The following is a 26,415-nucleotide window of genomic DNA, read 5'->3' as shown; positions in this document are numbered from 1 at the left end:
AAAAACTAGCCTAAACAAAACTAATATATCAAATAGTATAAATGATTGGGAATCAACATTATATAAGCGTGGATTTGAAGTAATTGTTAATGACTTTTTAAGGACAGTTCATACTGGAGAAGCTCCTCTTTTATCAATGCAAGATGCTTTAAAAACCCATGAAATGTGTGAGCAAATTGTAGAAAAATTGATTGCTCAAGCGCAATAAATTAAAAAATAATTAGTCCTTTTTATTTATTTACTTTCCATTGATGGGAATCATTTTCCATAATTTCTTTTCCCCAAATAGGGAGTTCCGCTTTTATACGTTCCACAATCTCATTACAAGAATCTATGGCTGCTTTTCGGTGTGCGGATGAACTGAATACAAAGAGACAAATTTCGCCTGCCTGAACTTCCCCTAGGCTATGATGTACATGCATACAGGTAAGTGGGTATTTCGCAAAAATATCTTCTCGTATTTGATGCATTTTTTCGAGTGCCATTTCTTCAAAAGTAGTATAGTCAATTGCTTTAACCTTTCCTTTTTCAGTTTCATCCGCCCTTACCTGACCGAGAAAAATGCTATGCCCGCCAATGGCAGTCTGCGAACTATGTTTTTGTATGCTTTCAGCAATAAATATGGTGGCAATTGGCCCCTGACTAAAAATATTTTTAATCTTTCTTTCAGACATGTTTCTTATTTATTTTTTTTGCAATGCAGATATTCCATCCTTGAGGCTAAATATTTTGCGTGATTTACCGTAATGCTTGCTCAATATTTCGGCAGCTACTTTGCTGCGCTTACCTGTCTGGCAAAAAAGTACGATGGTTTCTGCTTCAATCTCAGGAATTTGCGCTCTTAATTTGCTCAAAGGAATGTGAATATGCTTAATGTTCTTAATATGAGGTGTTTCTCCACTTTCCCTAACATCTACAATTTGAATCTTACTGTTCTTGATCATGGGTTCGAAATTCTCATAAGACAAATCAAATGCTGAATGTATTCCGCAAAAAGCTTCGTAATTAAAGGATTCAAATTCAGATATCCCCTTAGGAATCAGGCTTGCCGTTTCTGCTCTTGGACTCAGTTCTAAATCGAAAAAGTGATTATTTAAAGCATTGTAAGTGAGTAGTTTATTGGCTAGTACTTCTCCTATTACTGTAATTAATTTAATGGTTTCATTAGCCATCATAGTGCCAATAATTCCCGGGATTACTCCGATTACTCCTGCTTCGGCACAGTTTAAAACTTCATTATCTGCTGGAGCTAGCGGAAAAAGGTCGCGGTAATTTACTGCCCGCTCATTTGTTTTCGAGACATTAAAAACAGCTATTTGTCCCTCGAAACGTGAAATAGCCCCATAAACAAGTGTTTTATTGAGCAGTACACAGGCATCATTTATTAGGTAGCGACTTGAAAAATTATCTGTTCCATCGAGAATGATATCGAAGTCTGAAAAAATATTCAATGTATTGGAATTAGTCAACTTTTCGTTAAAAACAAGAATTTCAATATCTGGATTTATTTGTTTCAAGACTTCTGCGGCACGTTCTGCTTTTGAAACGCCAATATCATTAACAGAAAATAATACTTGCCTGTGGAGGTTGCTAAGCCTTACCACGTCAAAGTCTACTACGCCCAACTTACCAACTCCGGCTCCAGCGAGATACATTAAAGCAGGGCAGCCCAAACCTCCGGCACCTACTACCAAAACCTTGGCTTTTTTCAATTTCTCTTGCCCAGCTTCGCCCAATTCTTTTAAGGAAATTTGGCGGTCATATCGTTCATTTTTTTCTGATTTATTCATATTTATCCTCCAGAAAAAGGTGGTAGTAATGCAATGTCTGCGTCTCCATCAAAGATCGTATTTTCATGAATAGTCTTTTTATTTACAGCAATGCTATAGCTTAATTTTGCTAATGCTGGATACATTTCATGAAGCTTTTTTCCAAGTGTATCTGTGTCAGGAATATTTTGGAGATGGAATTTGTTCGTTCCTACAATATCTGCTAACTGTCCGAAAAGCAATACTTCAACCTGCATATTTAATCTTTTAAGATGTAAAAATTAGTTTTAGTCCCGCCACTAAAAGCACAAACGCTAACATGTTCTTCAATATATTCTGATTGAATTTTAAGGATCCTAAATAAGATCCTAATAGTCCGCCAGCAAAGGCAATACCAACAAAACTGATCATATCCGGACTAAAGTTAATGCCTTTATATTGGAGCCCCAATAATGCTGAACACGAATTTACGAAAATAAATAATGCACTGATAGCAGCAGTTTGTTTTTGGTCAGTCCACCGCAGCAACAAGAGCACTGGCGAAAGTATGATTCCGCCCCCAATGCCTATTAATCCCGAAAGGAAACCTATTCCTAATCCAATAAAAATGGATAGAACGATAGTGTTTTTTTGTAAATCTTGAGTGGGACTATTTTTATAGAGAAGGAATTTTAGAACAGGAATTAGTAGGAGTAAACCAAGTATTTTTTTGTAAATATCTGCTTCTAGGCTAATCATTCCACCTATAAAAGCCATTGGGATTGAAGCTAGGGCAAGTGGTAGAAAAATCGGCCACTTAAAGTGCTTTCCGCGATAAAATTGAATGAATGCGGTTAAAGAAACGAAGAGATTAAGCAGGAGGGCGGTAGGTTTCATCACTTCGGGACTAACAGCATAGATTGCCATTAAAGCCAAATAACCACTAGCGCCACCATGGCCAACAGAGGAATAAAGAAATGCGACTATAAATAATAAAAGGTAAAAGATGTAAATGCTTTCCATGCTAAATTAAAAAGGTAGGAGATGAACTTCAACTATCTGACTATCAAAAATTTCTGTCTGATTTTCGTCGAGTTTTATCAAGCAATTTGCCTTAGCAAAAGAGCTTAACCTAAATGATTCTTGTGCTTTGAGATCATGCACCATTTTTCCATCAAAATATCCTTTTAAAAACTGAGTTAAACCAGATGCCTTTTTTTGTGGCTTGCTGATAGGCGCTTGAATTTTGATTAAATCTTGCTTGCTATTATTAAAAATCCCAATTGCAGGATACACGTATTCATAAAAGCAGGTTAAAACCGATGCGGGATTTCCAGGCAAGCCGAAAATGCATTTTTTACCTTTTTTTCCAAAGAAAAGAGGCTTTCCAGGTTTTTGCTTAATCTTGTGGAATACCTGCTCAACTTTATTTTCTTTAGTTGCCTGAACTACAAAATCATAATCACCAACACTTACTCCGCCCGTAAGTAAAACTAAATCGCTTTGGTTTAAGGCGGTTTTTAAAACTGAACTAAGGATTTCTAAATTATCTTCTGCTGTTAAAATATTAATCTTGGAGATGCCTATCTGGTTTAAAGCAGCTTTCAACGCAAATGAATTAGCATCATAAACCTGTCCTAATTGGAGTGGCTTACCTGGTGATTGTAATTCATTACCTGTCAAAATAATGCTTACACTAGGTTGTGGATAGGCCAATAGCTTATTGATGCCTAGTCCGGCGATAAAGCCAATAGCTGCCGGACTTAAAAACGAATTTTTCTCGAGCGCCAATTCATTGGCCTTAGCTTCAGAGCCTTGTAATCTTACATTCTGACCTTTACATAGCTGAGAATCTGTGATAATCAATTTTCCATTATTGATACAGGTTTTTTCTTGCATGATTACGGTATCGGCATTTGGGGGGACTGCTGCACCGGTAAATATGCGGCGGGCACTTTGAGGGCTTAACGGTTTTAAGTCGGCTAAGCCAGCTTGCGACTCCCCATCAATGAGTAATTCCTGATTTTTTTGCCATTCCTCGAAGTTGAGAGCATAGCCATCCATTGACGACTGCTTGAAGGGGGGTAAATCGGTCAAAGAAAATAGGTCTTCAGCAAGGACTAAACCGACAGCTTCATTTATATGTACTTGAATAGGAGAGAGTGCCTCGATATGCTCTTCAATAAGTTTTTTTGCTTCAGAAACAGTTATTAATTCTTTGGGCATGTGGCTATTTGTCTTTATTTGACGTGAATTTCGATAAAAAATAGATGATTAACAATTAGGTATTAGTTACCCAATCGGTTTAATGTACCTGAAAATTTACCCACCAATACTAATCATACTTCGATTTTGAAGGTCTTCTGTTTGAATTTTTTCAAAGTCCTTCGTGAATTGTCCACCAAGCTCCTTCGCTTTTGAAGCAATACTCTCTTGGATAAGTGGTAATACATCCTCTCCATTACGAAGCGCAGTGAGTAGATCTGTTTCTTTTTGAGAAAATAGGCAATTTTTCATTTTTCCGTCTGCCGTTAGTCGCATGCGGTTACATGTACTGCAAAATGGTTCGCTCATGGTGCTGATGATGGCAAAAGTACCCTGATGGCCTTCGATTGCAAATTTCTTTGCTGTATCGTGAATGTCGTCTTTTAAGCGTATGGGACTATATTTTTGGCCGATAAGCTGCAACATATCATCCATAGTAAACACTTGGTTGCTAGTCCAGCGATTACCCTCAAATGGCATAAACTCAATAAAACGCACATGCACGGCAAGATCTTTCGTCCACTCAATAAAATTATTTATTTCATGATCATTTAAGCCTTTCATAATCACCACATTAACCTTTACGTGAATGTTTTTGCTGATCATCAAGTGAATATTGTCGATTACCTTTTGGAAACCATCTCGGCGAGTAATGATTTGAAATTTATCGGCATCGAGGGTATCGAGACTGATGTTTAGAGATTTAATTTTCGCTTCCTCCAAAACATTTGCAAAATCATGCAGGCGTGTAGCATTTGTGGTAAGTGTGAGCGAAACAGGTAGTTTTGAAAGACGTAAAATAATATCTGCGGCATCTTTTCTCACTAGAGGTTCACCCCCCGTAAGTCGGATTTTATTGACACCATTTTCCACGAATATTTTTGCAAGTGATTCTATTTCAGAAGGTTGCATTAGTCTTGAATGCGGTGTAAATTCATAATCCTCCTCTGGCATACAATAAAAACAACGGAGGTTGCAATTATCGGTAAGCGATATTCTTAGGTAATTATGTACTCTGTTAAAACCGTCGACAAGCATGGTTAAAAATACGTTATTTAAGTAAATTCAGATAATTTTCTCTTGTATCAATATCAATACTTCCAAGGTCAAAATTAACGGATTCTGATTGTTTTTTATATTTTTTGATGAGTGATTTGGCGCCAGTATCGCCTTCGAGGCCAGACAGTTCTTCAAATAAGCTATGATGAAAGAAGGTGGGGGTTCCGAGGGTATCAGCATACTTACTTGCAACAATATTTTTTCCTGTTTCGATGTGTAAATCGATGATTTTATTTAACAAGTCGGTACTTACATAAGGTTGATCGCATACCATAAAAATTACTCCGTCGGCCTCTGGAAGTATATTTTTAAGTTTTTTAAGTCCGAAATGAATAGAAGATGCCATTCCGCTTTCCCACAAAGGGTTCTCAATCAACTGTATTTTAGATTGATCTAGTTCCTGTTGAATAGTTTCCTTTGTAGAACCTAGCACAACAATTACCTGTTGTGCTAAACTACCCAAAGCGGCGTCAATACTATGTTGAAGCAAGCTTTTACCACGAAAGCCCAATAATTGTTTTGCTGAACCCATTCTTGCAGATTTTCCAGCTGCGAGAATGATTATCCCGATATTTTTTAAAAAACGGTCTTTTATGGGCATAGAATTAGCTTCTTTGGTGAATAGGTAATTTTCTATACTTCAAAAAAGTACCATCTCTACCAGCAAAGGCTGCTTTTATTCCTGCGGCCAAAGAAAGAGCGATTTCCTCAGGTGTTACAGCCCCAATATCGAGTCCTAAAGGTGCATGAATACGCATCATATCTACTTCATGTATGGTAAAACCCTCATCGGCAAGCTCGTTCCATATTTTTTGGGCGCGCACTTTCGGACCCAACATTCCGATGTAGGGGGATGTGGTATTCAATGCTTTTGGTAAATTTATTTTATCAGTTTTAAAATCATGTGACATGAGTATAATGGCTGTATGTTCGTCAATCGGCATGTTTTGAAATTCTGCTGGCGATTTAACCTCATCGGCAAGAATTATAATTTTCGGATTTAGCTTTAATGGATTTGCAACAATACTCACACGCCAGCCAATTTCCTTAAGTAGGCGGCACATTGGGAAAACGTCATACTGATTTCCAATAAGAACAACATGAATTTCGGGAGGTAATAATTCAATGAATAAGGTTAAGCAATTACCATTAGCTGTATCGATAGTAGAAATGCCAGATTTTTGAGATGCAATTTGTTTTTTTATTAGCTTCTCCACCGACTCTTGGATTTTTAAGTTTTCAAATTCTTCCAGGGTATCCATGCCATTGTATTGAAAGCAATACCCTTTTTTGATGCCAGTAAGTTCTCTTTTTAGTTCAGTAATTGTAATTAAAGTATGGGTTTCTCTATTTGCTTTTAGGCATTTTTTTAAGAGTTCAACAGGGTTATTGGGATCATTGAAATCTAGTGGACAAAACAATACATCGATTATTCCATTGCAGCCTAATCCCACTCCAATTTGATGAGGATCATCTTCACTCGTATCATAAGTTATAAGCGTGGCTTCTGAGTTATTTATGGCCAATCGAGCTCGTTTAAGAGCATCGCCTTCTAGGCAACCACCACTTATACCGCCTATCCAGTTTCCATCATCTAAAACAAGCATTCTAGCACCTGTACGGCGATAAGAAGAGCCTTCTACACGAACAACAATAGCTAGGGCTGCACGTGTTAGTGTTGGATCTATCTTATCGTATGCTGCAATGATGGCTTTAATTTCTTTCATAATGAGCTTTAAAGCTAGTCAAAATAACAAATGTCTTTTTAATAATTTAAATTGTTTATTTTCTGATAAATATTGAATTGAATTTTTATCTGAAATATCGTAATTCATTTCGCGAAGTGAAACAGCAATTCTTCTTTATTGTTTAATTAAATATAAAATGAGATCTAAGTCATTTTTTGAGCACCATTAATAGTTTAGCTTTGAGAAAATAGATTTTATGAAGCAGTTGATTTTTTTTGTATTTCTAGTTTTTCTTTATTCTTGTCAGACTCAAGACGAAACCATAAAACCTGTAATTAAAGCAGTTTCCCAATCAGTTTATGCGTCAGGAATTATTAAAAGTCAGAATCAATATCAAGCTTATGCAACAGTTAACGGAATTATTGAGGAAATTTACGTTGTTGAGGGTGATTCAGTAAAAGTAGGTCAGCCAATTCTTCGAATTTCAAATGAAGTTCAGCAATTGAACCTTGAAAATGCGCGTCTTAATGCCGATTTTAATAATCTAACTGCGAATCAGGGAAAGTTAAATGAGGCAGCTGCTACCATTGATTTTTTGAGAAATAAAATGAAAAATGATTCCTTATTGTTTTTTAGGCAGAAAAAATTGTGGGAGCAAAGTGTTGGAACTAAAGTGGAGTTGGAACAACGTGAGCTTGCCTTTCAGAATTCGAAAAATAGCCACAATTCAGCATTAATTCGATATAATGACCTTAAACGTCAATTGAATTTCGCTTCAAGCCAGGCTCAGAAAAATCTCAATATTTCACAAAGTCAGGCACAAGATTTTATCTTAAAAAGTAGGATGGATGGTTTGGTGTACAATTTAACAAAATCAAAGGGCGAATTGGTTAATCCCCAAAGTCCCTTAGCTACAATCGGCGCTTCAAATCAATTTATTTTAGAGATGCAGGTGGATGAGTATGATATTTTAATGCTGAGGAAAGGACTTAAAGTTATTGTGAAACTCGATAGTTATAAAAATCAAGTTTTTGAGGCTAAAGTAACGCGCATTAATCCGATGATGGATGAGAGAAGTAAAACCTTTTTGGTGGAGGCTGAATTTGTTGAAGCTCCAGCAAAAATATATCCAAATATTTCTTTTGAGGCTAGCATTTTAATAAAATCAAAAGAAAAAGCATTGCTTATCCCGAGGAATTACCTTTTGAATGACTCAAGCGTTGTGAAGGCAAATGGAGATACAGTTAGTGTTAAAACGGGTTTAAAGGATTATCAAATGGTTGAGATTATATCGGGAATTAGCATTAATGATGAACTAAAAAAGCGTTAATGATGAATTTTAAGCTATTGCTAAGTATTTCAGGTTCATTATTAATCGCAAGGTTGAAGCAAACAATTGTGGCGGGTGTTGGGGTTACGTTTAGCATTGCCATGTTCATTACCTTGCTTAGCTTTATGTCTGGTTTAAATGACCTTCTTGACGGATTAATTATTAACCGTACTCCTCATATTCGTTTATATAATGAAATCCGTCCTTCTGATTTGCAACCCATAAATTTATCAGAGACATACAAATCGCATTATAATTTTATCAGTTCGGTAAAGCCTAAAAATGAGCGCCTTCAAATTTATAATAACGGGGCAATGATGGATTTTTTAAAGTCGGATCCACGAGTTGCGGGGATGGCGCCTAAAATTACAACTCAAGTTTTTTATAATATCGGAGCAATTGATCTTACTGGTGTCATAAATGGGATTGACGTAGAGGCGGAGAATAAGTTATTTTTATTTCAAGATTACGTAACTGACGGTAATTATATTGATTTAAAAAACACGCCCAATAGCATTATTTTGGGGAAGGGCTTAGCAGATAAAATGCTCGCCAAATTGGGGGATATTATTCAGGTAACAACCTCCAAAGGTGAGCGTATCAAGCTAAAGGTAGTTGGTTTTTTCCAATCGGGATTGCAAGATATAGATAATGTACAAAGTTATGCCTCAATTAGCACTACACAGAAGCTTTTAGGCGAGTCGGGGTCCTATATAACAGATATTCAAATTAAGTTAAATGATATTTCTCTGGCACCAGAATTGGCAAAGGAATACCAAATATTGTTCGATGTAGAGGCCATTGACATACAGACTGCAAATTCACAATTTGAAACAGGAAGTTCTGTACGAACTTTAATTTCTTATTCGGTTGGCATTACCTTGTTAATTGTTGCTGGATTCGGTATTTACAACATTCTTAACATGATGATTTATGAAAAAATGGATTCGATAGCTATATTAAAGGCTACTGGCTTTTCGGGCAAGGATGTAAATCGAATTTTTATTGGGATTGCCTTAACCATTGGCATTTTTGGGGGTGCATTAGGCTTACTTTTAGGCCTTGGTCTTTCTTGGTCAATTGATCAGATACCATTTAATACCTCTGCATTACCTACCATTAATACCTATCCTATTAATTATAATCCTCAGTTTTATGTAATTGGTGTAGTTTTTTCTATTGTTACCACTTATTTCGCTGGGTATTTTCCCGCTCGAAAAGCTAGTAAAGTAGATCCAGTAATAATTATTAGAGGAAAATAATATGAATCAAATTGTTCTGGAAGCCAAAGCTGTTTCGAAATATTTCCATGATCCAATCACAGTTCAGGTTTTAAATGATATCAATTTTACAATAAATAGAGGTGATTTTGTATCTGTAATTGGTAAATCAGGATGTGGTAAATCAACCCTTCTTTATATTTTATCAACCATGGATACTGATTATAGTGGAGAAATTTTTATTGATGGGGAGAGCATGAAAAATAAGATGGAAGCTGATTTGGCGAGGGTTCGAAACGAGAAAATAGGTTTTGTTTTTCAATTTCATTACCTTTTAAACGAATTCTCTGTCTTAAAAAATGTGATGCTTCCTGGATTGAAACTCGGAAAATACTCAGAGAAGGAGATTGAGCATCGAGCATATGAAAAATTAAAAATTCTGGGTATAGAAAGTGAGGCCTTAAAAAAGCCAAATCAAGTTTCTGGGGGACAAAAACAGCGCATTGCAATTGCTAGGGCATTAATAAACGATCCATTAATTATTATGGGGGATGAGCCAACAGGAAATCTTGATAAGAAAAATGGTGAAATTGTATTCAATATTTTTAAGGAGCTTGCAGAAGTTTACCATCAATCTTTACTGATTGTTACCCATGATCAGGAATTTGCTCAAAATACACACCGAATTATAGAGATGGAAGATGGCCGAATTATTCGTCTTTAATTAGTATTAAGAGCCGTGCGACTTATTTTTATGGTTTTTAGAATGAAATTATAGAAAAATTAGCTTTCCTCGATTGATTTTTATAGGTAAGTTTTAAATTTCAATGCGAATTTAATTAGTGAGTTTGATCCTTTAAGATTTAGTTTTTTACAAATATTATGGCGATGGTTTTCCACTGTCCGGATGCTAATGTTCAAATCTTGACTTATCAATAAGGAGGTTAAGCCAGTGGCGATTTTTCTCATAATTTTAATTTCAGTTTTTGAAAGCATCACAATTTGTGATAATGCTTTATGCTCCTCTTCCGTGCTTAGGGAAATTGATTCTTCAAGCACATTGCTTAAATGATTGTTATTTCTAATCTGCGACAAGCGTTCAATTCTTTTTTGGATTGAATTAAACAACTCACTAAATGTAAATGGCTTAATGATATAGTCGTCAGCGCCAGAAATCATCCCGGTTCTTAAATCATCTTTTTCGGCTTTGGCCGTTAAAAAAATAAATGGAATATGGTTATACTGATCATTTTTTCTAACCTGCTTCAATAATTGAATCCCATTCATGAAGGGCATAGAAATATCACAGATAATGACATCAGGATTTGCCTTCTTTAAAATGTAATCTGCCTCGAGGCCATTTTTGGCTTGAATAACCTTAAACTTCTTTAATTCAAGAAATTGAGTGATATTTTCTCTTAGTATATGTTCATCTTCAACTAATAGTACCTTAAGTTTCCTGTCATTCATGGTTTTTATTGGTAAGGGAATTTTATTTTAAAACTTGTTCCTTCTTCTCTGGTGCTGGTAAAGGATATTTTTCCTTTATGCATTTCAACAAATTTCTTCACAATAACCAGCCCCAGGCCAGTTCCTTGTATGTTTTCAACATTGTTTGCTCTAAAAAAAGAATTGAAAATATTTTTATGTTGATCCGCTGGAATTCCAATTCCTTTATCTTTTATTTCAATGGTAAAAAAGTCGGAATGATATTCTAGATTGACTTCTGGATTTGTCTTTCCAAATGAGTATTTAACAGCATTACCGATTAGATTTATTAGTACCTGGCTCATAAGTACTTTGTCGATATTGCTTTTGTGATTTTCTCCAGTCACATTAAAAGTGACTTGACGGCCATCTGCTGTTACTGCAAAATACTCATTGATAATTTTTTTAATAAATTCTTTAATATCTGTTTTGTTTTTGTGCAAATCAAAACTGCCTAGATTAATTCGCCCAACAGTTAGAAGGTTCGACATAATTGTTGAAAGTCTTGTAATTTGACTCTCTATTTTATCGATATGCTTTTCGATTTTATCTTTTGGATCTTCATCGCTTTCAAGAAAAATACGAATTAAATCCGAGCTCGATTGTATACTTGCTAAGGGGGTGCGTATTTCATGGGATGCAATGCTTACAAATTGACTCTTTAATTCATTAAGCTCTTTTTCTTTTTGAAAACTATTTTTAATGTTTTCTTGGGCCTGTTTTAATTGAGTAATATCACTTTCTACTGAGATAAAATTCACTAATTCACCATCGGTACTGTAAAAGGGATTTACATTGACTTGCATCCAATATTTGAGACCACTTTTGCTATAATTAAGAATTTCTGTTGAAATACTTTTATGATCTTGTAGGTGCTTATAAATTTTCTGTATCGCTGCTGAATCTGTTTCTGGTCCATGAAGAAAGGATGGATCTTTACCCAAAACCTCCTCCAATGTGTAACCTGTAATATCTGTAAAAGCCTTATTTACCCATTGAATTCTTAATTTTGGATCTGAAATAATTACAACACTATTTGTGTTTTCTGCAACTATGGCAGTCCTATCTAGTATTTGTTTTTGATTTTTTTCCTCTGTTTTGTCTCTGCAAATGCAAATTACGCTACCGTCAGGCAGACTTGTAAGACTTATTTCTTGGTAAACGGGAGTACCATCTTTTGATTTCGCTTTCGTTTCACCAGCCCATCTTCCAGTACTGTTTACTATTGGGAATATTTTATTTTCTAAATATTCAATTTGATCTAGTTCGTACAGTATATGCCATGTTTTTCCAAGAAAATCAACTTCATTATCATAGCCAAACATTTTTAAATGTGCTTCATTTACATACACATATTGGCCTTTGTCATTAATAATTCCTACTCCATCCATCGCATCCTGCACGGCGATAGTCATTTTATTAAGTATTGACTCAATGCTCTTTATCGAGGTAAGATCAATTCCGTAGCCCATAACCCACTTTGCATGTCCGTTTGCATCCTGAAGTGGATGGAATATTCTAAGATGATGTTTGTCGCCATCCTCAGTTTCAAAACGTTCTTCCATGGATGTTTGCTCACCACTTAAAAGCATTTCATTGAAAGCAGTTCTCCTTTTTATGGCTATATGAATGGGCTTACCTCGGTATCGACAGTATTCAAAATCATTTTTACCAATCAGCCATTTTCTAACTGATTCGGTTGGACAAGCAGCCTTATTAAGAAAAATATAACGTTGGTTCACATCCATAATTACAATTTCTGCCGGAATAGAATCCAAAATGTTTTTCTCTAAACTATTTATATTGTTGACGGGGTCGAACAGAAAGTTATTACCAGCTGATTCAATGCGAATGCAAAGGTGTTCGCTTTTCTTGCTGAAGCCCATTGAAGTTAAACTCAAATTTATTAGTCCCGTTTCATTTTCTGAGAGCGATAAATGGTTCTCGCCAGTATCATTAAAAAGATTAGAAAGCCAGTTATTGAATATACTTAGTGTGTCAGGTTTTTTGAAAAAATAATTGAATTCAACGCCACTTGAAGTAAAATAATCGATTAGCTCTAATTGTTTATTAAAGGTTGCTAAGGCAGTATAATTAAAGTTTTTAGATGTATTGCCTGCGATAAGTGTTTTGGAGTGTTGTTCTTCATATGCATTTTGACAACTTAAGTTCACCTGAATGCAAACGCCACTAATTTCACCATTAGAATCAAAATCAGGAATAAATTGAACTTCATAATATAGTATGTGATCCTCCTTATGTTTAAGGATGACTGAATGTGCAATTCCTGTACTGTGAACTTGCTCATCTAGCATTTTAAAACCTTCAAATTCTTTTTCACTCATTGAGTGAAAATAGGAATGCCCTCTTAGTTTTTGGATGTCTAAGTTTTGGCTCGGGTCAATAATTAATTCCACGTTGTATTTGGTGTTGGTAAAATAATTGTTTTTAGATTATAAAAATATGTAATTATAAGTATAATTTCTACTTATAGAGCTGTTAAATCGCTACTTTTTAGGTATAGATACTTAAGCCTAATGTCTAAAACTCAATAATATTGAAGAATTCAATCCAATTATATTTTTTTTAGCGATTAATACCTGTTTTTTATGTTAAAAAGAGCTGATAATATTTTGCTGGCTTGAATTGCTTTGTTAATCTAATTGATTAATAGCTGGAATTGCTCTCACAAATGGACTTCACTTCCTCAATAATTTTATTTATGCGAGATTCGGAAATGTCCATCCCTCGGAGAGTTTTTTCCTCATGAAGCAAATCTTTACATAACACTAAACCCCGACTAAGTAATTGATCTTTTTCTAGTTTAGCAAGTGTAAGTAAACTAGTAATTGGGTGTAATCCCGATTCGTCGATTAAGGATTTAAGGCTCATATTAAAAGGATAATCCCAGCTAAGCATAAACATGCCCATACAATTTCCATATTGAAGGGCATCGCTAGAAAATCGAGTATTTGTTATTAGTCCACCAAGGTAGCTTTTATGAACTTTACTGTGTTTTTCTTTCATTTTTGTTTCTACATCCTTAAATCTCGAATGGATGTAAAGAGGCACCTTGATGTCGCAAAAGCGCCTCTGGTCGCTGTGGAATTTACACTCAATAATTAGATGTTGCTCCTCATTTTCTGCTAAAATATCAATTTCATGACTTACACAATGCCCTTGAACGATGGTTCCAACCTCAGTACGATAATTTTTAAACTTCAATAATTCAGCAATGTATTTTTCAAATGGAAATCCACTTGGACCTAATTCAAGAATCGCGCTTTTTAGTTTATACCTTGAAGCTGATTGGAAAGAATATTTCTTAAGGTGGGAAAAAGCAAGTTTATAAATTTCACGGGTGGGCATGGTGTCATAAAGTTCTTTCTTAACCTTATCAATAACTTGGGAAATTATTTCTTCATCAGCCTTCGAGCGCCTCAAAGATCTTTTTAATTTTTCTTCATCAAAAAGTACCTGAACCCCTGACATTTTAGTCACGAGCATTGTTCCTTTTTGATCTGCTTTTTTTGTGTTGCTTTCTGAATTTTTATGGAGCATTTGTTGTGGATTCCGTTAGGATAAATTTGGTATACCTATAAAAAAATCTTTGAATTTATCATATCAGATAAAATTCAAAGACTAACGCCCATATTTTAGGATAATTGCTAATTGCCCTGCATGGTATGCTGTGTGAGTTATAATGCGACCTAATGCTTCGGCTTTTGTTTTGGTTCCAAATTCTTTGGTTATTACAAGTTCATTCCATTGCTCTTCACTTTGTTGCGCAATTGATTCTTTTAAAGTTTCAAAAGATTGTTTAGTATAAGCTAATAATTCATTTAGATTGGTCCACTCTCCACTATCCTTCTGGTCGATTACCGTTTTCGCATGAACTTGAACAGCAGCAATTTTAAATACATTTTTGGCAAATAGCAGTTCAACATCGCCAATATGTCTGATTAAAAATCCGACAGAATTTGGGGAGGGCAAGCAAGTTTTTTTTAGATCTTCTTCTTTAAGGTCAATTAAAAGCTTGCTAAATCGAGTTCTTCCTTCCTCAAATAATTGAATAAATTGTTTATTTAAAGCCATATATCTAGCTTAAATGGGATTTAAAAATGAATTGACTATAAATAGAAGCTATTTACTTTTAGGCTTTGTTGAGATGCCGAATGGAATGTAAAGCGGACAAACACTGATGAAGCTTGTTAAAATAAAGACACCTGCAATAATTAAAAGAATTGTTGCTGTCATGCCTTCAATTTGATTTGTAAAATATAGAACAGCAATTAAAACTGCAGCAAGAATTCGAATGATTTTGTCGGTACTACCCATATTTGCTTTCATAATCCTTATTATTTTAATAAATACAATTTACTAATTTTTTAGGAAATTAACAAGCTTAAATTATCGTTTTTGTAGGGTAAAAGATCAGAAAGCATTGTTTTAGATAGTTTTAATGATTGTCCAAATATTAAATCCGAAGCTTTAATCGATCGTAAATGATTTTCTTGAATTGTGATTTACTTTGTGAACTGTAAATCCCATGATGACCTGAAAAGAAGTAAGAGACAATGCAGGCAATCCCTATAAAAACGGCGCTTTCCACTCCAAACAGTTCCATTCCCATGATTGTACAAGCAATAGGGGTGTTTGTAGCTCCTGAAAATACGGCTGCCAAGCCCATTCCGGCAAGTAGGGCTACGGGTAATGGCACAAACCATACCAAGGCATTTCCAAGAGTGGCTCCAATAAAGAAGAGAGGAGTGACTTCTCCGCCTTTAAAACCAGCACCAATTGTGAATGATGTAAAAAGGATCTTAAGTAGAAAGTCATAAGAATTAAGGTCTTCACTAAAAGCGCTCTCAATTATCGGAATTCCTAATCCGATATATTTGGTATGACCCATAAAATACACGGCTAGGGCAATAAAAATACCACCAATCATGGGCCTGAGTGGCGCATATTTTATCCATTTTTTGAATAAATTGGTCCAGAGATGCATTGATGTTGAGAAAAACCAAGCACATAATCCGAAGACAATACCTGCAAAAATGGCCCATAAAAGGTTACTAATACCCAAGTCTGGCACCATAGGAATGTGATAAGTGCTATGCGTAACGTTCCATGCCAGACAAGTAAAATCGGCAATAAATGCAGCTATTAAACTCGGAAAAACAGCATCTGTTTTAAACTTTTTCAAGACTAAAACTTCAAGGGCAAAAACAGCACCTGCGAGTGGGGTGCCAAATACTGCTGCAAATCCTGCGCTGATACCAATAATTAAAAGAGTTTTTCGATCGTTTTCATTTAATCTAAAAAATTTACTGAACTGATCTGAAATTGCAGCACCCATTTGTACTGCAGTACCTTCGCGACCGGCTGAGCCTCCAAAAAGATGTGTTGCCAAAGTGCCTAATAAAACTAAAGGTGCCATTTTTAGGGGTATAACCTTTGTGGGACTATGGAATTCTTCCAAGATTAGGTTATTTCCTTTAACCACATCTGATCCCCAGTAATGATAGGATAGACCGATAGCCAAACCTGCCAAAGGTAAGAATGCAATGATCCAAAGATGATTTTCACGCCAATTTGTAAGCCAATCTAGGGAAACTAAGAAAAAAGCCGAAGCTGTACCTGCTAAAAGACCAATCAGAGTGGATAGGAGCAGCCATTTAAGCAGATAGAATAGAAAAGAAAACTGCTTTGCCTTGACAAATATTGATTCAGAATCAGTGTTTTGCATTTTTCTCTAAGCTACCTTCATAATAAATTTCTGAATCTGATTATTCCAAAATGGAACTATTATGCCAATTTAGGCAATTTTTAGGTGAGCAGGAAACGTTGATTTTTAAGATTTTGTGGATTTATTTTGTTTTTCGGCATTTATCGCTGCAATATTTAACATCTTCCCAAACTTTCTCCCATTTTTTACGCCATGTAAATGGTCTTGAGCAAACCTGACAAATTTTTGAGGGTAGATTTTCCTTTTTTACCCCCTTCATTTAGCGTTTACTGATTTTATTCATACTGATATTGCGTTGCAGGGTGCATTTAAAGCGATTAATTTCATCGGTGCGTTTATGGAGGTGTTTCTGACTAACGCCGCTGTTTACGCGTTTACGCCATAGATTAAAACTGCTTCTTTTTAGCTCTTTTCGCATGAGGGCAATCACATCCGACTCGCTAAAGCCGAATTGTATTTTTATCGCCTCAAATGGTGTGCGATCTTCCCAGGCCATTTCAATAATACGATCGGTTTCAGCTTCTGTAATCATGCTCTGATAATTTTTTTTGTTCTTAGAATTTCCGAAGTTAAAACTTCTGGATGATAGCTTTTGTATTTCTCTGCTTTAAAGGTAAATAATAGGTGATCACCAGTTTCTTTAAAATCAACTTTTTGGAGTAAAATTCTGGCTGCAGTATTTTTTAAGACATCATAGCCGTTCCAACTTTCAACTAAATTATTTTTGCTGAGGTAGCGATTTTTGTTAAAATTCAGGCCACTTCTTTGACCCAAATTTTTAACCAGCTTAAACTGTTCAGGATGGAGGAATTGTAGAACTGCATACTTCGTTTCTAGCATGTTTTCTAAGGTTTTGGTATTTTTGTAAATAGCAATTGCATAGATTTTCGGCTCCATGCTTATGGCTGTCACATAGGTGCAAATATTCATGTTTACTTGTCCCTCAGTATAGGTTGCAAGGCTATAAACGGGACTATCTATTAGATTCCAGGGTCTTCTCATGGTTTGACATTCGCTATTTTTAAACTGGATTAATCATTAATTCGAATTGAATTAAGGCCAATTTAGAAACAAAGATCTTCAATATAATGACGCTTATCTCTATCAGATTATTTTTTTACTTTATTTTGATCCAATTCCTGATGATGAAAATAATAATTTTATTTAGAGGTTTTTTTTCTAAGTCTAAACAAAAACTGGATTGGAGATGCTAACCGAATGTTATGATGAGCTTTAGAGAAGAAGGTGATGGGACAATTTTGGATTGTAGGATATGAATTACACCATTTCACCTTAGCTATTGCCTAACTATTTTTTTTAGCGGATTTAAATTTCAACTTATAATCGATGATACATTTTTTTATAACCTCATGAGCCTCCTTCTTTCCGAAAATATTAACTATTTCTATTGTTGGAAACTCGGCTCCCGGAAGGTTTTTATAGGTCAGAAAGTAATGTTTTATCCGGTTAATTAGTCCCTCTGGTAGTTGTTCAATATCAGACCAGGAAGCATAAACTTCATCTCCCTTCAAAACTGCAATTATTTTGTCGTCTGCCTCGCCTTTGTCGAACATTCTAATGCCTCCTATTGGAATCGCATTTAGCAGAATATCACCACCAGATATTGTGCGCTCACAAAGCACACAAATATCCAATGGGTCACCATCTCCTTTCCCGATAGGTCTTTTTGATTTCTTAGCGTCATATTCGGCAATCAGATTACCGCAATAGGTTTGTGGTATAAAGCCATAGAGGGTAGGGGTAACATTCGAAAATTTCTGTGGCCTGTCTATGATCAGAAATCCACTTTCTTTGTCAATTTCAAATTTTACAGTATCCGTAGGTACAACCTCTACAAAAACAGTAACCTCTTCCGGTGCATGTAATCCCGGCTCAATTCCATGCCAGGGATGTGCTTTATATTTATTTATCTTCATGGTATTTTATATTTACCGTGTTTTCTGGCGTTTTATTAGTGATAATCAAATTTTAATCAGGATTCCCTAACCTGCTTATTGATTAAATAATCAGTCAATGTACCGAGTGTGCTTATTTTGCCATAATCTTCCTCCGGAATTTCAATTTTTAATTTTTCATCCAGCGCAACGATAAATTGCAAGAAATCATAAGAGTCGATATTAAGTGATTCTCTGATGGTTTCATGTGGGGATAATTGATCAGGATCTGTTTCAGGAGCAATTTTCTTCAACAATTCAAAAATCATTTTTTCTATTTCTTCCTTATTCATAAAGCCTCCGGATTTTGTAAAATATTGTTTAGTGAAACCAAAAAACGACTGCCTATTAATCCGTCTGTTGCACGATGGTCGCCGGCCAGGCTAACCTGTATCACGGGACGAACTCCCAGCAAGCCATTTTCTGCAAATGCTTGTTCTGAAATACTTCCAAACCCGATAATAGCGACCTGCGGAGGGTAGATTAGGCCATAAACCAGATCAGCTCCTCCTTCCCCAATGCTGGTAATGGTGATAGTAGAATCACTTAATTCAGAGCTTCTTAACCTTAAAGCTCTGGCCCTGGGAATAATATCATTGAGGCTTTCCATTAGTTCATCCACAGACTTTGAGTCGGCAGCATGAATGGCTGGTACGATAATGCCCCCATTTCGTAATGAAACTACAAAGCCAATATTGATTTCTGTTTTTAGCTGCAGATTAGTTTCCCAGATTGCATTGAGTTCTGGCACTGCTTTTAGTGAGCATGCTACCGCTTTAATCAGAAGGGCGGCAGGTAGCAATCTTTTTTGAATAGGAAGGTCTTTATTTTTCTCATGCATCCAAGCTAGTGCTTTCTTTAGGTCAATTTTCTTTTCCAGATAGTAATGTGGGATCTCACGATTAGACCTGCTCATGGCTGCGGCAACGGCAGCACGAACAGAATCGCTGATGTTTTGTTCTTTATTTGGTTCTGCCGCTAATTCCGGTTCTTCCTTTACCGCGATTGGCTTTCTTTGTTCAAGAGCACCTTCAACATCTTTCCTTGTTATGGCTCCATTTTCACCGCTTCCACTGATTAGTGAAAGGTCAATATTATTTTCAGCAGCGATGCGCTTTGCCAGTGGTGATGCTTTAACTTGTACGCTTTCTGGAACGAATGCAGGCATTACCGTCTCCTCTGTGGGCTGAATGGCTAGTTTTTCCACAATTTCAGGAATTGTTGTTTCCGATCTAATCTTTTTTTCTGGATTTATTAGAGCCATTACTGTCCCCACTGGCACCTTAGTATCCTCCTGGATCATTAGCTTTTCGATGGTGCCTTCATCAAATACCTCAATATCGATCAGACCTTTCTGTGTTTCAACTGTGGCAATAATATCTCCTCTCTTTAGCTGATCGCCTGGTTTTTTAAGCCATTCAACAAGGGTGCCATCAGCCATGTCGGCACCAAGGCTCGGCATTGCAAATTCTATCATGGCTTCAGAATTTTTTGAACTTCATTAATAATATCTTTATTTTGAGGAACGGAAGCATCTTCTAAGTGTGCAGGGTAAGGTATTGGCACTTCTAAACCGCAAAGTCTTTTGATTGGCGCATCCAATTCATAAAATGCTTTTTCAGTTATACGGGCACTTATTTCGGAAGAAATACTTACCGAACGCCATGCATCTTCAACAATCAATACCCTATGAGTTTTAGAAACAGATGTTAAAATTGTGTGCTCATCCAAAGGGCGAAGTACACGTAAATCAATCACTTCTGCATCAATACCTAATGAGGCTAATTCTTCAGCGGCCTCGAGGCTTTTATAAACACCTGTTCCATAGGTGATTAGTGAAATGTCTTTACCTGCTCTTCTAATTTTTGCTTTGGAAATATCCACTCCAGCAGCATTATCCGGGATTTCATTCTCCATGTTCAGCATAGAGGTGTATTCAAAAATGATTACCGGATCGAGGCTTTTCATGGCCGCAGGCAAAAGATACCTTGCGTCTTCGTGTGTACCAACTGATAAAACAATTAGTCCGGGAATATGTGCAAAGAAGGGCTCCCAGCTATGTGAATGTTGTGCAGCAAGCTGACGCCCAATTCCGCAGCTCATTCTTATCACTACAGGTACGTTAATTTGTCCCCCCGACATGTGCAACAAGGTAGCGCCATTGTTCACAATTTGGTCCATTGCTAGGAGACTAAAATTAACCGTCATTAATTCAACAATAGGCTTCATTCCAGCTATGGCTGCTCCAATACCAGCTCCTACAAAACCCGACTCTGAAAGAGGTACATCCATGATGCGTTCTTCACCAAACTCCTGCAATAAACCCTTAGTGACTGCAAATGCACCGCCATAATGTCCTACATCTTCGCCCATCAGGAAAACACGGTCGTCATTCATCAATACTTCTCTGATACCCTGTTTTAGAGCCTCTCGATAGCTTATTTTTATACTTTTTGAGTTCAATGGGTTCTCAATAGCCATAGTATATTTTTTTTATTACTATTGTTTTAATGTTGCAAAAATGATCGAAGTGGAGTTCTTAGCTACAATAGGGCTAGGTTTTTTGGGCTGATAAGTCCTATGTTTTGGTGTGTGCAAGCTGAAAAATTCTGATTTTTACGAATCAGATTCTCCATCTGTTTAACTTAGGGATTTTACTAATGGAAGCTTCAATCAATTTTCCGGGTAAATTCATTTTCTCCATCTGCTTTTCAACAGAGGATATCATTTGCCCCAAGGTTATTTGCGGATCTTTAAAAGCACCGTTTTCATAGCAATAAATGCAATAATTAGTGCTTTTAGTCCCATCTTTTTCACTTCCTTTTACATGATCCAAAGCTATTGGCATGCTGCAACTCTGACATATATTTTTGTTTTCCATAACTAAATAGTTAATATTAATACTTTAACGATTCATTTTTATTTGATTCAGGAGAGCCTTCTAGAAGCTCAGATTTGGCCTTGAAAGAGTGTATTTTTGCATTCGAATCTTTGTTTTTTTCATTTTATAGATTCGCTATAAACAAAATGGGTCAGCTTGTCGATGGGCTCAAGTGTTCCGGCTTCTGCAAAGTCGACGGATTGTTGAATTTCCAATTCAATACGAGCATTTAATGCTTTTATATCACTTTCAATAATTAACTGTTGATCTAATATATACTTCTCAAATGCGGGGATTGGGTCACGTTTTTTCCATTCTTCCACTTCGCTTTTATCACGGTATAACTCTGCATCGAACATGGAATGTGCACGGAAACGAAAGGTGTTGCATACCAGTAAATAGGGCTTGCCTGTCTTCCGGATTAATTCTGCAGCTTCATTCGTAGCGGCCAATACGGCCATCAGATCCATCCCATCAACAGCTTTCGATTCAATGCCATAGGCTATTCCTTTCTTTTCCAGCTGCTGCATCGAATGGGTAAAACGGATGGCAGTTCCCATGGCGTATAAATTGTTTTCACAGACAAATAATACAGGGACACTCCAAAGTGCTGCAAGATTCATGGATTCATGAAATTCGCCTTCAGCGGCAGCACCTTCGCCAAAGAAACAACAGCTGATCTGGGCTTTCCCTTGCTTTTTAAACGCGAGAGCCATGCCAACAGACATTGGGAGATGCCCAGCTACAATGGCATTACCTCCATAAAAATTTTTCGACTTATCAAATAGATGCATGGATCCGCCTCTGCCCATGCTGCAGCCTTCCTGTTTTCCATACATTTCTGCCATGATGGCTTTGGGGCTCATTCCACGGGCCAATGCATGCCCATGCTCACGATAGGTACTCAATATAACATCATCGGCAGTTAAGGCCTGGATAACACCAACAGCTACAGCTTCTTCACCAATATACAAATGCAGGAAGCCCCTGATTTTTGCTTTGGTATATTGCTCAGCTGCTTTTTCTTCAAACCTTCTGATGAGTTTCATCTGATATAGAAAATGAAGTCCTTTTTCTGCGGTTATATTTAATTCTGATTGCTCCATGACCGTTTAATTTGTTTCCAGAGTAGATAGATCTCCCTCTGGCAATCCAAGTTCACGGGCTTTTAGAAGTCGCCTTAAAATTTTTCCGCTTCGTGTTTTAGGAATACTTTCTACGAATTCAATTTCTTTAGGTGCAACTGCCGGTCCCAGTTCTTTTCGGGCGAATCCAATGATGTCCATTTTCATTTTTTCATCGGCCTCATACCCAGGTTTGAGGGCCACAAAGGCTTTTACCAATTCTCCAATGGATGCTTCTGGTTTGCCAATTACAGCGGCTTCAGCCACAGCAGGATGCCTCATTAGGGTGCTCTCAACCTCAAAAGGCCCAACCATATGCCCGGAGGTTTTGATTATATCATCGGCACGACCAATAAACCAGAAATAACCATCAGCATCTTTTTTTGCCAGATCACCGCTGATATACCAGTCGCCTATGAAACATTTATTAAACCGCTCTTGCTCATGAATATAGGAGCGGAAAAGGGAAGGAAAGCCCTTTTTTAAGACCAGTTGCCCCTGAACATTAGGCTCTGTAATTAGTGTTAGTTCCTGATCTTTAATCTCGGCAATAGCGATCTCAATACCTGGCAAGGGTTTACCCATTGAGCCTGGCTTTACCTCCATGGATAGATAATTTGCAATCATGATACCGCCAGTTTCCGTTTGCCACCAATTATCAAGGATTGGCATTCCGAATTTTTCTTTCCCCCATAAAACACCTTCAGCATGAAGTGGTTCTCCAACACTTAGGATTAAGCGTAGATGTTCTAAATGATATTCTTCTTTGGGATTGATATTCATCCGCATTAGGCGTCTGATAGCAGTTGGGGCGGTATACCAGATAGTTACTTTATGCTCCTCGAGAATCGAATACCATCTTACAGCATCAAACTCCTCTTCATCCACAATACAGCTTACCCCATTAACCAATGGGGAAATTATTCCATAGGAAGTACCGGTTACCCAGCCAGGATCTGCTGTACACCAAAATATATCACCTTCCTGGAAATCCAGTACGTATTTGCCAGTGATGTAATGGGTTAGTACAGCCTTGTGCACATGCATGACCCCCTTGGGCATGCCTGTTGTGCCACTGGTAAAATGGAGTAATGCAGCATCTTCCCACTGGGTTTCCTGAATTTGGTAATCCTGTGAAGCTTTTTCCATGAGTTTTGAAAAGGACAGGATCTTATCTGAGATATGTTCGGGAATATCTGTCAGAATTATATAGCGCAAGTTGGGCAGCCGATCTAATAATTGGGATACTTTCTTTTCAAACAGGGATGAACTTGTCACTAATACCGCTGCATCACCTCGGATAAGTCGCTGGAAGATGGGCTCAGGACCAAAAACAGAAAATAAAGGACAAAAAACTGCTCTATGTTTTAAGGTGCCTAAGGCAGCAATGTATAATTCAGGAATTCTGCCGGCGAATGAGAAAATTCGATCCTCTTTTTTTATGCCCAGATTCTGAAGCACATTGGCAAATTTGGAGGTTTGGATTTTTAGCTCAGCATAGGTAAAATCCTGAAAACTTCTGTCTTTACGAATACAGCGAAGTGCTAGCGTGTTTTTCAGGTGGCTAAGAGCATGGCGATCCACAGCTTCATGGGCGATGTTTAAACCGTTTTTGGCGGGTAATCCGCTAAGTTCACCGGCAACAGTATCCCATGAAAATGCTGATTTAACCTTTTCATAATCCTCTAGGTTATGAATTAGGGTATTAGTATTGTTATTCATGATCTATCTTGATATTTCCACTTAACGCTCCTCTAATAGTAATTGGTAGATGTTCTCACCAAGCAGCTTTTTGATCACCAAGCTCAAGCTTTAATGTACACTAATGTGCTAACCAGCCGCCATCTACAGCCATTGCATGCCCCGTAACAAATGATGATTCATCTGAACAAAGCCATAGCACTGCATTAGCTACTTCATCAGGTGTTCCAAGCCTACCAATGGGTTCCATGCTTGCATATTGATCTTCAGCTTCCTTTTTGTGTCCGGTAAGCCTGTCGATCATTGGCGTTTTAATCACTCCAGGGCAAACCGCGTTGATGCGGATATTTGATTTTGCAAATTCAAGTGCAGCAGTTTTTGTAAGTCCGATAATGCCATGTTTTGAAGCCACGTATGCCGGTAAATCCGGATAGCCAATCATTCCGGCGATAGAAGCACAATTCACAATTGCTCCTTTCCCTTGTTTCAGTAGCTCCGGTAATTGGTACTTCATGCAAAGCCAGACACCTTTTAGGTTCACGGCTAAGGTTTTATCCCAGTTTTCTTCCGAACAATCCATTGTTGAACCTTTTATTCCTTCTATTCCTGCATTATTGAAGGCATAGTCCAATTGGCCAAATGTTTCAATAGTCTTTTGGACCATTAGGTGAACATCTTCAGCTTTTGATACGTCGCATTTGATAAATAAGGCCTCTGCTCCGGTAGATTTAATTTGATTGATGCTTTCTTGGTCTTCCATCCAATCAGCGATTACCACCTTTGCGCCTTTTTTTGAGAAGGCGATTGCCGTGGCTCTACCGATTCCATATGAACCACCAGTAATAATTACTACTTTATTTTTGAAGTTTGATTCCATAATTATTGTTTACCAGATGAATAAATCGGATTATTCATTGCTTTGGTAATTCATTCCTGAATTAGCCATTAAAAATTGCAAAAATGGAAAACTAGATTTTTTGCTGCCAAAGGATTATTGGAGCATTTTTATCAATTGCAATATGTTTAGAACAATATTGCTTGAAAAAAGTTTTTAGTCTAAAAACTTCATATTTTGAACATAAAATGAATATTTCAAATATATGATTACCGAGGTCCGTAAGATCTAAGACCCAAAACGAAAGCGTATTAATAATCTGTTGCTCCTTGCGTTTTTTGCGTTTGAGCACTCCAATTATTTGGTTAGGATGAAGGGGAGTTTAGCTTATTTTTATTAAAAATACGCTTGAAAGGCTCTACATTCTGTCCAATGAAATCCTCCGGAAACTCTTCCTCATCTGGCAATCCAACCGCAAGATTTTCATCGTTTGAAGGCCAATAATGAGTACGAAATATAAAATCCCAAACACTCAGCGTAATTCCATAGTTAAAACCATTTGGATGGCTTTGGGGGAGGTGCTTGGCATGATGTATAAGGTGCATCTGCGGACCGTTAAGCAGGTATTTGAATTTCCATAAGGGGAGGTTTAGGTTGGCATGCCCCAGCTGACCAGCAACGAGCGTAAAAATATGGACGATAAAGAAGTCGCTTATGCCAAATCCAATCATTGCCAGCGGAATATATTCAAGTGTACGATATATAATGTTTTCCATCCAATGGTAGCGAAGTAAAGCAGCGAAACCCATTTCTTTGGTGCTGTGGTGCACTTTATGGAATTCCCACATCCAGCCAACATGATGATACATGCGGTGAATATTCCACTGCATAAAGTCACGTAAAACAAAGATGATCAGCAATTGAACCCATCCCGGCAGATTTCCAACTTGTATGGCAACAAGGTTATTTATGCCGAATAAGCCCAGAAAATCGTTAAAAGACTGCACGGCTACCATCGAAAGGGCATTGTATACCAGTAGGGAGAAGAGGAAGTAATTCCAAAACAGATAAAAGATATCAAGCCAGAAATGTTCACGAATAAGAGCTTGGTTTTTACGCCATGGAAAGGCAATTTCCGCAACATAAATAAGCAAGGAGGCCGCAATCAACCAGTAAAAATAGTTGTGCCAGCCTGGGTTTAGAATTTCATTAAAAAAGTAATTTGCGTAGCCGGAATAGCCATCGATCATTACTTTGAAATACTTTTCCATGATACAAAGATTCAAATTTATGTTTGAAAATGGTAGTTTTAATTGTTGATTTATAATTTCCCTTTAGTTGGGGTTCTCAGCTCATTAACTAAATAGATAGA

The 26,415-nt window shown here is 36.9% G+C and carries 30 protein-coding genes; 4 read left to right on the top strand and 26 right to left on the bottom strand.

Features of this window, described 5'->3' with window-relative positions:
• Nucleotides 1–208: hypothetical protein (locus ACILQF_RS01165; protein ID WP_395625576.1), on the top strand; the 208-nt coding region annotated here is incomplete at its 5' end.
• A 22-nt stretch (nt 209–230) separates the two neighbouring features.
• Here the strand turns inward: ACILQF_RS01165 and ACILQF_RS01160 are convergent.
• The 8 genes from ACILQF_RS01160 to ACILQF_RS01125 all read right to left on the bottom strand — a co-directional run bounded on the left by ACILQF_RS01160 (nt 231) and on the right by ACILQF_RS01125 (nt 6,799).
• Entirely contained in the window at nt 231–674 is a 444-nt protein-coding gene (locus ACILQF_RS01160; RefSeq protein ID WP_395625575.1) for a molybdenum cofactor biosynthesis protein MoaE, read from the bottom strand.
• Between the two features lie 9 nt (nt 675–683).
• A complete protein-coding gene (moeB, locus tag ACILQF_RS01155) occupies nt 684–1,790 on the bottom strand; it encodes a molybdopterin-synthase adenylyltransferase MoeB (protein ID WP_395625574.1) in 1,107 nt (368 codons plus the stop codon).
• A 2-nt stretch (nt 1,791–1,792) separates the two neighbouring features.
• Nucleotides 1,793–2,026, bottom strand: a complete 234-nt coding sequence (locus tag ACILQF_RS01150) for a MoaD/ThiS family protein (protein ID WP_395625573.1) — start codon at nt 2,024–2,026, stop codon at nt 1,793–1,795.
• A 10-nt stretch (nt 2,027–2,036) separates the two neighbouring features.
• On the bottom strand, nt 2,037–2,771 hold the full coding sequence (locus ACILQF_RS01145; protein ID WP_395625572.1) for a sulfite exporter TauE/SafE family protein: 735 nt from the start codon (nt 2,769–2,771) through the stop codon (nt 2,037–2,039).
• A gap of 6 nt (nt 2,772–2,777) precedes the next feature.
• The gene (gene glp, locus ACILQF_RS01140; protein WP_395625571.1) at nt 2,778–3,974 is read right to left on the bottom strand and encodes a gephyrin-like molybdotransferase Glp; all 1,197 of its coding nucleotides are present in this window, start codon (nt 3,972–3,974) and stop codon (nt 2,778–2,780) included.
• A 96-nt stretch (nt 3,975–4,070) separates the two neighbouring features.
• Complete coding sequence (moaA, locus tag ACILQF_RS01135) at nt 4,071–5,051, bottom strand: GTP 3',8-cyclase MoaA (RefSeq protein ID WP_395625570.1); 981 nt, start codon at nt 5,049–5,051, stop codon at nt 4,071–4,073.
• 13 nt (nt 5,052–5,064) lie between these two features.
• Nucleotides 5,065–5,673, bottom strand: coding sequence for an NTP transferase domain-containing protein (locus ACILQF_RS01130; protein WP_395625569.1), 609 nt, complete (start codon nt 5,671–5,673; stop codon nt 5,065–5,067).
• A 4-nt stretch (nt 5,674–5,677) separates the two neighbouring features.
• Complete coding sequence (locus tag ACILQF_RS01125) at nt 5,678–6,799, bottom strand: XdhC family protein (RefSeq protein ID WP_395625568.1); 1,122 nt, start codon at nt 6,797–6,799, stop codon at nt 5,678–5,680.
• A 217-nt stretch (nt 6,800–7,016) separates the two neighbouring features.
• Between ACILQF_RS01125 and ACILQF_RS01120 the strand changes: the two genes are divergently transcribed.
• Genes ACILQF_RS01120 through ACILQF_RS01110 form a run of 3 tightly spaced genes read left to right on the top strand, consistent with a single transcriptional unit; the run spans nt 7,017 to nt 10,034 of the window.
• Entirely contained in the window at nt 7,017–8,090 is a 1,074-nt protein-coding gene (locus ACILQF_RS01120; RefSeq protein WP_395625567.1) for an efflux RND transporter periplasmic adaptor subunit, read from the top strand.
• The gene (locus ACILQF_RS01115) at nt 8,090–9,352 is read left to right on the top strand and encodes an ABC transporter permease (protein ID WP_395625566.1); all 1,263 of its coding nucleotides are present in this window, start codon (nt 8,090–8,092) and stop codon (nt 9,350–9,352) included. The genes ACILQF_RS01120 and ACILQF_RS01115 overlap by 1 nt, the downstream gene beginning before the upstream one ends.
• A 1-nt stretch (nt 9,353) precedes the next feature.
• Nucleotides 9,354–10,034: an ABC transporter ATP-binding protein gene (locus ACILQF_RS01110; protein WP_395625565.1), complete on the top strand. Its 681-nt coding sequence runs from the start codon at nt 9,354–9,356 to the stop codon at nt 10,032–10,034.
• 80 nt (nt 10,035–10,114) lie between these two features.
• Here ACILQF_RS01110 and ACILQF_RS01105 read toward each other — a convergent pair whose 3' ends face one another.
• The 18 genes from ACILQF_RS01105 to ACILQF_RS01020 all read right to left on the bottom strand — a co-directional run bounded on the left by ACILQF_RS01105 (nt 10,115) and on the right by ACILQF_RS01020 (nt 26,314).
• Nucleotides 10,115–10,780, bottom strand: coding sequence for a response regulator transcription factor (locus ACILQF_RS01105; RefSeq protein ID WP_395625564.1), 666 nt, complete (start codon nt 10,778–10,780; stop codon nt 10,115–10,117).
• Between the two features lie 5 nt (nt 10,781–10,785).
• The gene (locus ACILQF_RS01100) at nt 10,786–13,143 is read right to left on the bottom strand and encodes a PAS domain S-box protein (protein WP_395625563.1); all 2,358 of its coding nucleotides are present in this window, start codon (nt 13,141–13,143) and stop codon (nt 10,786–10,788) included.
• A 322-nt stretch (nt 13,144–13,465) separates the two neighbouring features.
• Nucleotides 13,466–14,359: an ATP cone domain-containing protein gene (locus tag ACILQF_RS01095; protein WP_395625562.1), complete on the bottom strand. Its 894-nt coding sequence runs from the start codon at nt 14,357–14,359 to the stop codon at nt 13,466–13,468.
• Nucleotides 14,360–14,440: 81 nt separating this feature from the next.
• Nucleotides 14,441–14,893: a DinB family protein gene (locus ACILQF_RS01090; protein WP_395625561.1), complete on the bottom strand. Its 453-nt coding sequence runs from the start codon at nt 14,891–14,893 to the stop codon at nt 14,441–14,443.
• A gap of 48 nt (nt 14,894–14,941) precedes the next feature.
• Complete coding sequence (locus ACILQF_RS01085) at nt 14,942–15,148, bottom strand: DUF2892 domain-containing protein (protein ID WP_395625560.1); 207 nt, start codon at nt 15,146–15,148, stop codon at nt 14,942–14,944.
• 127 nt (nt 15,149–15,275) lie between these two features.
• Nucleotides 15,276–16,547, bottom strand: coding sequence for a voltage-gated chloride channel family protein (locus ACILQF_RS01080; RefSeq protein ID WP_395625559.1), 1,272 nt, complete (start codon nt 16,545–16,547; stop codon nt 15,276–15,278).
• Between the two features lie 121 nt (nt 16,548–16,668).
• Nucleotides 16,669–16,806 (bottom strand): DUF2256 domain-containing protein, encoded by a 138-nt coding sequence (locus ACILQF_RS01075; RefSeq protein WP_395625558.1) that lies wholly within the window; start codon nt 16,804–16,806, stop codon nt 16,669–16,671.
• Entirely contained in the window at nt 16,807–17,079 is a 273-nt protein-coding gene (locus ACILQF_RS01070; protein ID WP_395625557.1) for a TIGR03643 family protein, read from the bottom strand. It abuts the gene before it with no gap.
• Complete coding sequence (locus tag ACILQF_RS01065) at nt 17,076–17,549, bottom strand: flavin reductase (protein WP_395625556.1); 474 nt, start codon at nt 17,547–17,549, stop codon at nt 17,076–17,078. Before ACILQF_RS01065 ends, ACILQF_RS01070 begins: the two co-directional genes overlap by 4 nt.
• A 302-nt stretch (nt 17,550–17,851) precedes the next feature.
• Entirely contained in the window at nt 17,852–18,484 is a 633-nt protein-coding gene (locus ACILQF_RS01060) for an inorganic pyrophosphatase (protein WP_395625555.1), read from the bottom strand.
• 56 nt (nt 18,485–18,540) lie between these two features.
• Nucleotides 18,541–18,795 carry an acyl carrier protein gene (locus ACILQF_RS01055; protein ID WP_395625554.1) on the bottom strand — a complete coding sequence of 85 codons (255 nt, stop codon included), beginning with the start codon at nt 18,793–18,795 and terminating at the stop codon, nt 18,541–18,543.
• Nucleotides 18,792–19,979 carry a dihydrolipoamide acetyltransferase family protein gene (locus tag ACILQF_RS01050; RefSeq protein ID WP_395625553.1) on the bottom strand — a complete coding sequence of 396 codons (1,188 nt, stop codon included), beginning with the start codon at nt 19,977–19,979 and terminating at the stop codon, nt 18,792–18,794. Before ACILQF_RS01050 ends, ACILQF_RS01055 begins: the two co-directional genes overlap by 4 nt.
• Nucleotides 19,976–20,983, bottom strand: coding sequence for an alpha-ketoacid dehydrogenase subunit beta (locus tag ACILQF_RS01045; protein ID WP_395625552.1), 1,008 nt, complete (start codon nt 20,981–20,983; stop codon nt 19,976–19,978). The genes ACILQF_RS01050 and ACILQF_RS01045 overlap by 4 nt, the downstream gene beginning before the upstream one ends.
• Before the next feature lie 142 nt (nt 20,984–21,125).
• Entirely contained in the window at nt 21,126–21,383 is a 258-nt protein-coding gene (locus ACILQF_RS01040) for a zinc ribbon domain-containing protein (RefSeq protein WP_395625551.1), read from the bottom strand.
• A 119-nt stretch (nt 21,384–21,502) separates the two neighbouring features.
• Entirely contained in the window at nt 21,503–22,489 is a 987-nt protein-coding gene (gene pdhA, locus ACILQF_RS01035) for a pyruvate dehydrogenase (acetyl-transferring) E1 component subunit alpha (protein WP_395625550.1), read from the bottom strand.
• Nucleotides 22,490–22,495: 6 nt separating this feature from the next.
• The gene (acsA, locus tag ACILQF_RS01030) at nt 22,496–24,229 is read right to left on the bottom strand and encodes an acetate--CoA ligase (RefSeq protein WP_395625549.1); all 1,734 of its coding nucleotides are present in this window, start codon (nt 24,227–24,229) and stop codon (nt 22,496–22,498) included.
• Between the two features lie 100 nt (nt 24,230–24,329).
• Nucleotides 24,330–25,085, bottom strand: a complete 756-nt coding sequence (locus ACILQF_RS01025; RefSeq protein ID WP_395625548.1) for an SDR family oxidoreductase — start codon at nt 25,083–25,085, stop codon at nt 24,330–24,332.
• 323 nt (nt 25,086–25,408) lie between these two features.
• On the bottom strand, nt 25,409–26,314 hold the full coding sequence (locus ACILQF_RS01020; RefSeq protein ID WP_395625547.1) for a sterol desaturase family protein: 906 nt from the start codon (nt 26,312–26,314) through the stop codon (nt 25,409–25,411).
• Nucleotides 26,315–26,415: the final 101 nt, after the last annotated feature.

It is taken from the genome of Daejeonella sp. (genome assembly GCF_044232565.1).
GTDB lineage: Bacteria > Bacteroidota > Bacteroidia > Sphingobacteriales > Sphingobacteriaceae > Daejeonella.
This window is presented reverse-complemented; position numbering and strand designations above follow the sequence as displayed.